Genomic DNA, 11894 nt, shown 5'->3' on the forward strand with positions numbered 1-11894 from the left:
TTTAACGTAGCCCTCTGGTATAGGATTTCCAATACAGCGTTACTGCGCAGCTCGCTGAAGTCCTATGCCTGCAGGTGGAACCACATCATATCTAAGGCTTCAATTTCAATAGTGTTTGGTAGCGCTTCATAGTGCTTATTATGAATGAACTCAGTCACTTTTACTTCGTCAACCGTATCAAATTGTGCTTGCGTTGCTAAGGTAGTTTGAAGGTTACTCACGCTTATCCTTTGCTCACTGAAGTTAAATAAAGCGATAAGAGTCTGTTCATCAGAGCCCTGTTTAGACTTGGTTTTGCGCATGAAAGCAAAAATATGGTCGTTGTGCATATTAAGAATATGGGTTGGTGAATCGCCAAAAATTACATGTTCCTTGCGTATTTTAATGAGCTTTTCTAAACCTTTCGCAATCGAGTGCTGAGGGGTATGGATATTGCTCGCGTTACGAATTGACTTCTCATCTACCGCTACTCTATGTACCCAACGTTCGTCGTGCACTTTAGTGTCGTCTTCTGCAAAACTGTAGTCGTTCAGCAGCCCTAATTCGTCACCAGAATATAATAGGGGTATGCCGCCAATACTCAGTATCACTCCATGAATCAGCAGTACCCTCTTAATCGCGTGAGCAATCAACTGTTCGTCTTGTAAATCCATTGCTTGCTCTAAACCAGCAAGTGAAGCTAAGGAGCCACATACTCTGCAATCACCGGTAGTTGTGTTCTCTGCAAATGCGACCCCTTTAGCAAATGACCCGTCAAAGCGACCAGTGTAAAATTGATTTAAGAATAATCGATGATCAAATGCATTAATCCCAAGTTCGACGGCAACATTATCATCAAAAGTCCAACCAATATCATCATGACAACGAGCGTAATTGACCCATGCGCATTGGTCGCTGATGCTGAAACTTTTCTGCATTGATTTGGTTAGAAGTTTGGTCTTTCGAGTTGCCAAGCTGTTCCAAATTAACGCCATTAATAGCGGATTGTAGGATAGCTCGCACTCGTCTTTATCAATATATTTGACCACTTCATCTGGGTGTACAATTGCCTCAGATTTAAAAGCAACGGCAGGAGCGACTATTTTTAAACAGCGATTGAAGCCTTGTATGAGCAAATGTGCTTTGGGTTGGTTTTCGCAATTCGTTCCCATTTCCTTCCAAATAAATGCAAGCGCGTCCAAGCGAAGCGCATCGCAGCCTACGTTGGCTAAAAACAACATCTCATCGGTGATAGCATTGAACACGGCTGGGTTTGAATAATTTAAATCCCATTGAAAATTGTTGAAAGTCGTCCATACCCACTTTTGTGAGTGTTTATCAAAACTAAAGTTACCGCGGCGCACCTGCGGGAATATTTCTCGAAGGTGCTCCTCGTAAGCTGTAGTCTCATCTTTGCTATCGAACATCCAATAGAATTGTTGATATTCTTGCTTACCTTCCTTGGCTAGTCGTGCCCAATGATGTTCGTCTGAGGTATGGTTGAAGACAAAATCCAGTACCAAACTTATTCCAGCTTTTGCCAGCTTCGCGCCAAGTTTTTTGAGGTCGTCGATAGAGCCAAGCTTTGGGTCAACACAACGGTAATCAGAAACGGCATATCCGCCGTCGCTATCGCCTTCAGGTGATTTGTACAAGGGCATAAGGTGAATATAGGTAATACCAAGTTCCTGTAAATATGGGATCTGTTGTTGGAGTTTCTTGAGATCGCCTGCAAATAAATCAACATAACAAGCCATGCCGAGTTGCTTCTCGCTTTTGAACCAAGTGGGAAGATTCGTGCGCTCTTTGTCTTTCTTCTTTAATGAAGCTTTTCGCTCGACAAAATTCGATTTAAGTACTTCGACGAGTGATTGCAGGTGATAAAAAAAGTCGTACTGCCCACCATATACTTCATACAGAATAGTAAACAATGGCGGAAAGTGGGTGTTCAAACGAGATAGGAACACTCTTTTATCAACGGCAGATAACTCTCCCAAATCTAATTGAGAAAGTATTCTTTTAAGCGACTTTTTGCTTTCGAACTCTAGATTCATAAGGACTCTAATTAAACGTTTAAGTTTTTTGATGCTTACAAAAATACTCGTTTATAAAGGTTAAATCAAATATTTTTCACAAATGGTTTACATATTGTAATATCTTTGCTAATTTTACTTAAACGTTTTTGATGGTTTGCTCTTTAGCTCTTCAATTACCTAAAGCATGCATGGCATTAAGTAGCTTAATTATTGCCGACAATAGTCAGTGTAAGCAGGGTATTGAGAGAAATAAGCAGTAGGGCGAAGTACAAACGAAAATGTGCTTCACCGATAAGCGATGTGGATGTAAAAAAGAATCAAGCTTTGTATGACAATCAAGATACTAAAAATTAATTTCATTACGGGGACAAATATGAAATCAACTTATAGACACTCAGCAATAGCAGCGGCTCTGTTGATAGCAATGGGCACGCATGTTCAGGCGCAAGAAACAGAAGAAGCGAAGGAAGAGAAAAAAACTTACGAACAAATTGTTGTTACTGCAAGCCCAGGTGGAGCAACCCAACAAGAGACGAGTGTGTCTGTAAGTTCATTTAATGAGGAAGATATATTTAAGCTTGCGGCCCGTTCTTCCGCCGAGGTATTTAGAGCACTTCCCGGTATCAGAGCCGAATCATCGGGCGGCGGTGGTAACGCTAATATAACAATTCGCGGTATTCCTCTGGCAACTGGCGGTTCAAAATTTTTGCAAATACACGAAGATGGACTCCCAGTATTAGAATATGGTGATATCAACTTCGGAAATGCCGACAACTTTCTTCGCTATGATTGGTCGGTTGGCCTCATTGAAGCTGTGCGTGGTGGCTCAGCTTCCACCTTTGCGAGTAATTCACCGGGTGGCGTTATCAACATGATAAGCAATACTGGCGAAAGTGGTGGCGGCGCCATTGGCACTTCTTTTGGCGTTGATTATGATGAGTTTCGTCTTGACTTTAGCTATGGCGGCGAAATAAATGACGACCTATATTTCCACATTGGTGGCTTTGCACGAGGCGGTGAAGGGACACGTGAAACAGGCTTTAACGGTGACCAAGGTGGTCAGGTTAAGTTTAATATCACGCAATTGCTAGAAAACGGCTTCATTCGTTTTTATTTTAAAAACTTAGATGACAAAGTCACCACCTATCTGCCTGCCCCAGTACGAGTTAGAAGTAATGGTGATTTTGGTCCTGTGGAAAATTTTGACGCTAGCAGTCAGACACTTCATTCAGCTTATACAACAAACGTTTCAACTTTTGATTCTTTCGGTAACCCACGAAATCGCGACGTGACTGATGGCATTCATTCGCAGGTCACTTCAATTGGTTTTGAAGCCAATATAGAGATCGACGAAGGACTTACCTTTATTAACAAGTTCCGTAGTTCCGATATAAGCGGGAGTTTTATTTCGCCGTTTACCGATACCTTCGGCGATTATGGCCCGCAATCGGCGCAAAGCATGGCTGCGAATATCTGTAACGCAGCTCGTGATGGTGATGGAAATCCTTTCAATTGTTCATCTACTACTGTCACGCTTGCGAATGGTCCAGGTGCAGGTGAGCAATATACTGGCGATGCCTTCCTAAACCTGCAATTTGATACCTCTATCAAAGATTTAGGAAACCTAATCAATGACATGAATATCACTAAAGAGTTTGACGGTGGATTCTCGGTAACGGCTGGTTATTACTACTCTATGCAAGACATTGCGTCGAGCTGGAACAGTTGGAATACCTTTATACAAACCGTTGATGGCAGTAATTCTCAGTATCTTACTATTACCGACGCAGACGGTGAGACTTTGGTAAATGATGGTTTGTGGGCCCCGAGCTTCTTGTCATGGGAGTGGGATTTGCGCTATCAAACCACAGCACCATACCTAAACATTGGTTATGAACTTAATGATAACGTGTTGCTTGATGCCAGTGTTCGACGTGACACTGTGCAAGCAAATGGTGAGTTAATCAACTCGTGCTGTGGTGGCAACGCCGACTTCGACCTGAATGGAGACGGTGTCATTTCGGGTAATTCAGAAGACGCTTCTGCCTCTAATGGCTTTGGATTTGGCGGTGGGGTGATTAATCTCAATAGAGCGGGTGCAGCGAGCCAAATTGTCAATTATGAGGCGAGCAATACTTCCTATTCTTTCGGTGGCTCTTACTTGCTTGATGATTCAAAAACAATATTTGCTCGCTACAGCAAAGGTAGTCGTGCTATTGCTGACCGACTCTTGCAAATTGCCGGAACGCTGAATGCAGATGGAAGCTTAACTAGCACAACTTCTGGCTTTGATGAGACTAAGCAACTCGAAATTGGTTTTAAATATGCGACTAGCGATTTACGTGTGTACACAACCTTGTTCGATACCGTAACTGAAGACACTCAAGCTGAACTCACTAGCGGTCTAACTTTCATTCGTGAATATGAGGCAACGGGTTTAGAAGTTGAAGGTAGCTACGAGCTAGGTTCTGGGTTTACGCTAATTGGTAACATGACTTGGACCGACGCTGAAATAAGCGGCGATGCTTTCAACCCGAGTTTGGTAGGCAAAACACCGCGTCGTCAGGCCGACTTGATCTATACACTCACACCGCAGTATCAGGATGATAACATGCTCGTTGGTGCGTCGTTACAGGGTTCAAGTGAGTACTTTGTTGGTGATAGTAATGAACTCAAGCAAGATGGTTTTACTTTGGTCAATCTGTTTGCCACTTATTACGTAACAGACGAATTCTCAGTGTCGCTTAACGTGAATAACTTAACCGACGAATTTGTTATTACTGAGTCTGAAGAGTCTGCGGCAAGCGCAGGAGACATAATAAGAGCGCGTCCACTTAACGGTAGAACAACATCTTTATCGTTGAAGTATACGTTTGAGTAAGTATCCCTAGCTAGACCTTAGCCCGCATAATGCGGGCTTTTTAGGTATAAATTGCAAGAGACTGAAGCATGACAAATATAGCCAAAACTGAAAAAAACCTAGCGCTGGTGCGTTGGTTAACCTATCTAATGTTCATGATGTTTGCGATGACATCAGATTCAGTGGGTGAAATTATCAAAGAGGTTAAGCGAGAATTTGACGTTAATAATACTCAAGCGAGCTTAATGCATACCCTGTTTATGGTAGGGATCGCTTTTTCAGGGCTATTCTTGGGGTTTTTGGCTGATAAATTTGGTCGAAAGAACGCGATTATACTGGGCTTATCCTTATTTGCCGTGTCTTGTTACTTGTTCTTAGTGGGCACAAGTTTCTCTTTCATTCTTGGCCTTATTACCTTATCGGGTATCGCGGTAGGTATTTTTAAAACTGCGGCGCTCGCGTTGATTGGTGATATCTCCACCTCAACCAAGCAACACACAGGAACGATGAACGGTGCAGAAGCTTTTTTTGGCGTGGGTGCCATTATTGGACCTTTACTAGTTGCATGGCTTGTTCGAGAAGGCGTTGATTGGAAATGGTTATACGTAATTGCCGGTGGCTTGTGTACCTTGCTCATCATTATGGCATATAAGGTTGAGTATCCAGACTTCAAACAAGAGAAAAAGCTGAAACAGGAAAGCGAACAACAGTCCTCGAAAAGTAATTTTACGAGTAGTTTGAGGCTATTAAAAAATCGTTATGCGATGGGCTTTTCACTGGGTGCCTTTCTATATGTTGCGGCTGAGAGCGCTATATACGTGTGGATGCCGAGCTATCTTGTATGTGATGCAACAAGTCTTAGCGATACGTTCTCATGCTATTCTTCTGGGCCAGAGCAAACCTTGGCAATGTATGCTGTTGCCGTTTTTTTCTCGTTGCGAGCAATTGGTCGATTCGTTGGTATTTGGATGATGCAACGCTTCAATTGGTCTTTGGTGCTGGTTCTATTCAGTTTTGCCATCATGATCTGCTTTGTCGGAGGTCTCTTCGGCGGCAAGCAGCTTGCTGTTTACCTTTTCCCGCTCACAGGGATTTTTATGTCAGTAATTTATCCTACGTTTAACTCCAAAGGTATTAGCTGCTTTGTAAAAGCTGAGCATGGCGCAGTTGCCGGAATTATTCTGTTTTTCACTGCGGCAGGAGCGGCCGCTGGACCGTTGATCATGGGTGTCGTTAGCGATGCCTACGGCGGAGATGCCAAATATGGTTTCATTGTTGCAACGGCATTTACTTTCCTCCTATTTATTGGCCTATTGTATAACTATTTGTTCAATCCAACTGAAAAGCGTTTGGCAGAAATAGAAAAGTCAGAATACCGATAAATGCAGAGTTACCTTAAGAAGGAGATGGCATGTCGATAAGCAAGCGATATTTTGCTTTAGTTGAGGGTGGCGGTACTAAATTTAACTGTGCCATTGCTAATGAAAAACGTGAAATATTAGTTGAAAAACGTATTCCAACAACTAGCCCTTCACAGACCATTTCAGCTGTCATTGATTTTTTCAATGAGCAAAAAAAGGCGGGCTTTGAGTTTCACAAATTAGGTTTGGCCTGCTTTGGACCTCTGGATCTTAATCCCAACTCACAAAGCTTTGGCTCAATCACATCTACGCCAAAAGCGGGCTGGTCGAACGTTGCCATCAAAAAAGAGCTTGAAACGTCTTTATCTTGCGATGTTTCTATCGATACCGACGTGAACGCAGCGGCGTTGGCAGAATTCAAATGGGGAGCAAGTCAAAATACAACGGTGAGTATATACATAACGGTGGGAACTGGCGTAGGTGGCGGTGTAGTGATTAACGGTCAAACACTAAAGGGCTTGGTGCATCCTGAATTGGGCCATATGCTTATTTCTGGAGTGCCAGAAATTAAAGGGGTCTGTCCTTTTCACGGCAATTGCGTTGAAGGTTTGGCTGCTGGAAAGTCGATGGAGAAAATATGGGATCAGCCTGCTGAGAACATGGACAGCTCTCATCCTGCTTGGCAAGTAGAGGCGAAGGTGCTGGGCAATTTTTGTCATAATTTGTTAGTGTCATTTAGCCCGCAAAGCATTGTATTAGGGGGAGGTGTTATGGCTAAAAAAGGCCTTCTTGAGCAAGTTGTTGCAAATGCTGAACAATCTTTGAAAAACTATATTGTATTCCCTTATCAGCAAGATATAAAACATATCATTACAGCACCAGGATTGGGTGAGCGCTCAGGTTTGCTCGGGGCATTAGCTTTGATTATGGATTTCTAAGTTAGCGCTAAAACCCGAGCGCTAAGGCTTGGCAATTAGTGCTTACTGCGCTTGCGGGTTTAGTGTAGCAACGCTGTTTTTTAAAAGCCTACTATTTCAAATCAAGCACATAACGCAGTAAAAACACCACCGCCATGGCGTAAGTTAGCAGGCTTACTTTTTTGAAGTCTCCGCTCCCTACTCGAATACCAACGTAAGTAATAAACCCAAGCGCAATCCCCTCGCTGATGCTAAAGGTGAGCGGCATCGCCATCAATGCAATAGTGGCAGTCGCTACGCCGGTAAGGTCGTCGAATTCTAAGTCTTTAATCGTGTCCATCATAAAAATACCCACCATTACTAAGGCCGGCGTGGTGGCCATTAGTGGAATAACAAGCATCAATGGTGATAAGAAGAGTGCAAGCAAAAAACAAATAGCGACGACCACTGCGGTTAAGCCTGTTCGCCCACCCGCGGAGACACCCGCCGCTGATTCTACGTAACTTGTAACAGGCGACGTTCCCAAAGCAGCACCGATAACCCCAGCGCTGGCGTCGGCCGTCATAGCACGGCCCATTTTGGGAAGTTTGCCGTGTTGATCCACCAAATTCGCTTTTTTCGACACCCCGATAAGGGTGCCAATGGTGTCGAACATATTCACAAACATTAGGGCAAATATTAAGTCCCATGTGCTCGCGAAATTTTCAATTGGATACATCAAATCCATTGCCATGAAAGTATCTGAAATTGAGGCTGGCATACCAACAATTGCCTCAGGACTAGCCGTTAAATAGCCGTTTTCGGTGGGAATGAACAAGCCAATCAAGGTTAGGGTAATGATAGAGATAAGGATTGCACCAGTGACTTTCTTGGCAACCAATACAATCGTAAAAATAATGCCAAATAGGGCTAGGAGAACCGCGGGCTGCGACAAATCACCCAGTTCAACAAAAGTGGCTGGGTTATCAACAATGAGGCCAGCATTTTTTAAGCCTATAAATGCGATGAACAAGCCAATGCCGCATTGAACGCCTATTTTAAGTGAGGCAGGGATGGCGTTGGCGATTTTTTCTCTTAAGCCCGATATTGTTAAACCCAAAAACAACAGGCCATTGTAAAAAACAATCCCTAAGGCTGCTTCCCATGGAATCTCACGGGTAAGGCAAATCGTAAAAGCAAAAAAAGCGTTTAAGCCCATGCCTGGTGCAAGTGCGACCGGGTAGTTCGTGAGCCAAGCCATTAACAAGGTGCCTAAACAGGCTGCCAACGCGGTAACCGTTATCAAGCCGGCGACTGGCATACCGCTTAAGCCAAGAATGCTTGGGTTTACGATCAAAATATAGGACATTGCGGCGAAGGTTGTTAGGCCAGCGATGATCTCGGTTTTAACGGTGGTGGCGTGTTGGCTTAGCGAGAATGTTTTGTCGAGGAAGCGGCTTAACATAAAAGGTCCTTTTACTGTTTGTATTTTCACTATTTATATAGCCAAACATGATTAACATAGCGGGCTAGTTATCTGAAAATGCTAGTTTTTACATGGAATAATGCACGAAAGCGCGGTGAATATGCTAGTCTTATCTGAGTATTTTGTTGATTATCATAGGAAACAGATGAGCAACGATAAAATTGATGCCAATTTTCACAGCCAAGCTGATGCGCAAAGCGCGTCGAATTCAATGCTTAACTTAATTCAGCGCTTACCCAAAGCTGAATTGCACCTGCACATTGAAGGCACCCTCGAGCCCGATTTGATGTGGCGGCTCGCCCAAAAACACAATATTGAACTTCCCTTCGACAGCGTAGAAGCGATTCGACGGGCCTATCAGTTTGATAGTTTACAGAGCTTTCTTGATTTATATTATCAAGGTGCAAATGTACTGCTTGATGAAGATGATTTTTACGAACTCATGTGGGCCTATTTACTTGTGTGTAAAAAGCAAAATATCGTTCATACAGAGATCATGTTCGACCCACAAACACACACTGAGCGAGGCATTCCTTTTTCAGTGTTTATGTCGGGTTTTGATAGAGCAATCGCAAAAGCTGAACAAGAACTAGGCGTTTCGGTATACCTTATCATGTCTTTCCTTCGGCATTTAAGCGAGGAAGCCGCGATAGATACCCTGTTTGCAGCGGCGCCTTACTACAGCATGATAAAGGCAGTGGGTTTAGACAGTTCTGAACGCGGCAATCCGCCCGCGAAATTTGAGCGTGTTTTCGCACAATCATCCGCTTTGGGTTTTAAATTAGTGGCTCATGCCGGTGAGGAGGGCCCTCCGAATTATATCTGGCAGGCAATAAAACACTTAAATGTTGATCGAATTGATCATGGTGTACGCAGTGCCGAAGACTCCGAGCTCATGCTTTATTTGCAAGAGCATCAAATGCCGTTAACCGTATGCCCCCTGAGTAATCTTAAACTTCGCGTGATTGATAAAATGGAAGAGCACAACATATTGGACCTTCTTAGCCGAGGCATAAACGTGATGGTTAATTCTGATGATCCCTCTTATTTTGGTGGCTACTTAAACGAAAATTACGCCGCGTTAGTGCATAGTCTATCCTTGTCAAAGGAACAACTCATTGAACTCGTATTCAACAGTATTCGCGCTAGTTTTTTGCCGAATGAGATGAAAGGAAAATGGTTAGATGAGATTCAACGTATTGCACAGGAGGCATAAAGTCTTTAAAATCCAGTGTCTTACAGTGAAGGTTAGCATAAATTGGATAGCTCGCTTCAGTACACACTCACGACAAAACGTCTTTAAAGCTACATCAGCATGAAATTACCTGTGTCGGCATTTGCGCAGACATAAATGGAAATAAGGATGAAAATGGACACTAACCAGAGTCAATTCACACCAAAGGCGTTGTTTACGAATTTACTGTTTGTTGTTGTGTTGTTTTCCAGCGCGTTCTCCGCTGGGGCTCAGGCCTTGGAGCAAAACAGTGCAAACAATGAACATCCGGCTATTAAATATGGTCCGCGAGAATTCCCTGATGGCCATCGTTATACTGCAATTGTTGCTGCTTATGAGCCAGAGATTAATGCGATTGATCGCGCGTTTGCTGCGCTTCCAAATGCACAAATAGATAAAGTGCTATTTATTCGCGGTGTGAAATACCAACTTGGTAGCTATAAAGGCGAAAAGGTTGTTATTTTCACGACCGGTATTTCCGTGCCTAATGCTGCAATGACAATGCAAATGGCGCTCGATTATTTTCCCATCGAGCGTGTGGTAATGATGGGTATCGCTGGTGCAATTAATCCTGAATTTGAAGTGGGCGATATTGCTATTCCACAACGTTGGTACTTTCATGACGAATCAGTTTATGTAAACCCTAAAGTACCTGCAGATAAGTCAGAGCATCCCCAAGCTTATATCCTTCCTCAATATTACGAAGATGCACTCAAACGCTACAAAAAGCGTGAAGAAATAGATATACATGCCCCTCGATACAAAAATTTCGGCTATCAATTTCCAGAAGAAATGTCGGTAGTGAAACAAGGTTGGGATAGGCCAAAGCAAATGCCATATTTTACGGTGTCGGATAGCTTATTGGCACTCGCAAAGAGAGCGGTGCTAAATGTTGAGCCGATAAAAATGCCATCGGGTAAAACTATAAAAGTACGAGTAGGGGGCAATGGTGTTACCGGCTCGGTATTTGCCGACAACGCCGACTATCGTATTTGGCTACAAGAGGTGTATAAGGCTCAAGTAACCGAAATGGAATCGGCGGCAGTTGGCCAAGTTTGTTTTGTAAACGAAGTAGACTGGATAATCATTCGTTCGGTAAGTGATCTTGCAGGCGCACAGCATGGTAAGAACGATGAAAGCGTGTTTGATGGTATCGCTTCCGGTACGGGTACAAAATTTTTGCTCGCGATGCTAGATGAACTAGTGCTTGAAAAGTAAATGTTTGCAAACTTACTAGAAAAAAGCGCAATAGAAACAACGGAGTAAAAGCATGTTAATTCAACTCACAGAACTTGAAGCGCGTGTGGTTGGTGTACTATTAGAAAAAGAGAAAACAACACCTGACCAGTATCCATTGACCTTAAATTCGATTACCACAGCCTGCAATCAAAAAAGTAATCGCGACCCTGTAATGGCGCTAAATGAGGGCGAAGTGCAGCGCACCATCGACGACTTAACTCAAAAAAATTTACTGCTAGAAGTGAGTGGAAGTGGCGCTCGGGTACAAAAATATAAGCATCGTTTTTGTAACACTGAATTTAATAGTTTGAAGTTTAGTGAACAACAAAAAGCCATAATATGTGTGATGCTATTGCGTGGCCCACAAACACCAGGCGAGTTAAGAACGAGAACCAATCGCTTAGCAGAGTTCGCAAATGTGAATGAAGTTGAGCGGGCTCTCGAATCACTCGCCGACCATAATGGTGAACGCATCGTCGTGAGACTCGAGCGAGAACCGGGTAAACGCGAAAGTCGTTATGCACATTTGTTTTGCGGTGAACCGACGTCCGCTGCAACCTTACAGTCTGTTGATGGTGGATTAAACGCAGATTCACCAAGCTTTCATCAACGTGGCACAGATGAAAAAGACCAGCGTATCGCTCAATTGGAGAATGACGTAATAGCACTTAGACATGATTTAGAGAAAATAAAGAGTGAACTTGGTTTACCTTGAGTTCTTGATACTGAGGTCACATTTGATGTGTTATGGCTTCAGGCAACACCAGACCAATAAAAATAGGTGTCTCAAAAACGCAACATCT

8 protein-coding genes are annotated in these 11894 nt (G+C 43.3%); 6 read left to right on the forward strand and 2 right to left on the reverse strand.

All coding sequences use genetic code 11. The features are described from left to right. Window positions 1-62: 62 nt before the first annotated feature. Entirely contained in the window at window positions 63-2033 is a 1971-nt protein-coding gene (locus tag ISG33_RS08250) for an alpha-amylase family protein (protein WP_195733140.1), read from the reverse strand. 355 nt (window positions 2034-2388) lie between these two features. On the opposite strand from ISG33_RS08250, the gene ISG33_RS08255 reads away from it, so the two are divergent. The 3 genes from ISG33_RS08255 to ISG33_RS08265 all read left to right on the forward strand — a co-directional run bounded on the left by ISG33_RS08255 (window position 2389) and on the right by ISG33_RS08265 (window position 7174). Continuing rightward, window positions 2389-4896 carry a TonB-dependent receptor domain-containing protein gene (locus ISG33_RS08255; protein WP_195733141.1) on the forward strand — a complete coding sequence of 836 codons (2508 nt, stop codon included), beginning with the start codon at window positions 2389-2391 and terminating at the stop codon, window positions 4894-4896. Between the two features lie 128 nt (window positions 4897-5024). Further along, a complete protein-coding gene (locus ISG33_RS08260) occupies window positions 5025-6257 on the forward strand; it encodes an MFS transporter (RefSeq protein WP_195733742.1) in 1233 nt (410 codons plus the stop codon). A gap of 29 nt (window positions 6258-6286) precedes the next feature. Continuing rightward, on the forward strand, window positions 6287-7174 hold the full coding sequence (locus ISG33_RS08265; protein WP_195733142.1) for an ROK family protein: 888 nt from the start codon (window positions 6287-6289) through the stop codon (window positions 7172-7174). Between the two features lie 91 nt (window positions 7175-7265). Here the strand turns inward: ISG33_RS08265 and ISG33_RS08270 are convergent, their stop codons facing one another. Next, window positions 7266-8597, reverse strand: a complete 1332-nt coding sequence (locus ISG33_RS08270; protein WP_195733143.1) for an NCS2 family permease — start codon at window positions 8595-8597, stop codon at window positions 7266-7268. A 232-nt stretch (window positions 8598-8829) separates the two neighbouring features. Between ISG33_RS08270 and ISG33_RS08275 the strand changes: the two genes are divergently transcribed. The 3 genes from ISG33_RS08275 to ISG33_RS08285 all read left to right on the forward strand — a co-directional run bounded on the left by ISG33_RS08275 (window position 8830) and on the right by ISG33_RS08285 (window position 11806). Next, entirely contained in the window at window positions 8830-9834 is a 1005-nt protein-coding gene (locus tag ISG33_RS08275; protein ID WP_195733743.1) for an adenosine deaminase, read from the forward strand. A gap of 153 nt (window positions 9835-9987) precedes the next feature. Next, a complete protein-coding gene (locus ISG33_RS08280) occupies window positions 9988-11070 on the forward strand; it encodes a 5'-methylthioadenosine/S-adenosylhomocysteine nucleosidase family protein (protein ID WP_195733144.1) in 1083 nt (360 codons plus the stop codon). Window positions 11071-11122: 52 nt separating this feature from the next. Next, on the forward strand, window positions 11123-11806 hold the full coding sequence (locus ISG33_RS08285; RefSeq protein ID WP_195733145.1) for a YceH family protein: 684 nt from the start codon (window positions 11123-11125) through the stop codon (window positions 11804-11806). Window positions 11807-11894: the final 88 nt, after the last annotated feature.

The sequence above is a fragment of the Marinibium conchae genome, assembly GCF_015595035.1.
Lineage (GTDB): Bacteria > Pseudomonadota > Gammaproteobacteria > Enterobacterales > Alteromonadaceae > Glaciecola.

Coding starts and splice junctions, on each gene's coding strand:
- ISG33_RS08250 (WP_195733140.1), bottom strand. CDS start 2,033: ATGAATCTAGAGTTCGAAAGCAAAAAGTCGCTTAAAAGAATACTTTCT.
- ISG33_RS08255 (WP_195733141.1), top strand. CDS start 2,389: ATGAAATCAACTTATAGACACTCAGCAATAGCAGCGGCTCTGTTGATA.
- ISG33_RS08260 (WP_195733742.1), top strand. CDS start 5,025: ATGTTCATGATGTTTGCGATGACATCAGATTCAGTGGGTGAAATTATC.
- ISG33_RS08265 (WP_195733142.1), top strand. CDS start 6,287: ATGTCGATAAGCAAGCGATATTTTGCTTTAGTTGAGGGTGGCGGTACT.
- ISG33_RS08270 (WP_195733143.1), bottom strand. CDS start 8,597: ATGTTAAGCCGCTTCCTCGACAAAACATTCTCGCTAAGCCAACACGCC.
- ISG33_RS08275 (WP_195733743.1), top strand. CDS start 8,830: ATGCTTAACTTAATTCAGCGCTTACCCAAAGCTGAATTGCACCTGCAC.
- ISG33_RS08280 (WP_195733144.1), top strand. CDS start 9,988: ATGGACACTAACCAGAGTCAATTCACACCAAAGGCGTTGTTTACGAAT.
- ISG33_RS08285 (WP_195733145.1), top strand. CDS start 11,123: ATGTTAATTCAACTCACAGAACTTGAAGCGCGTGTGGTTGGTGTACTA.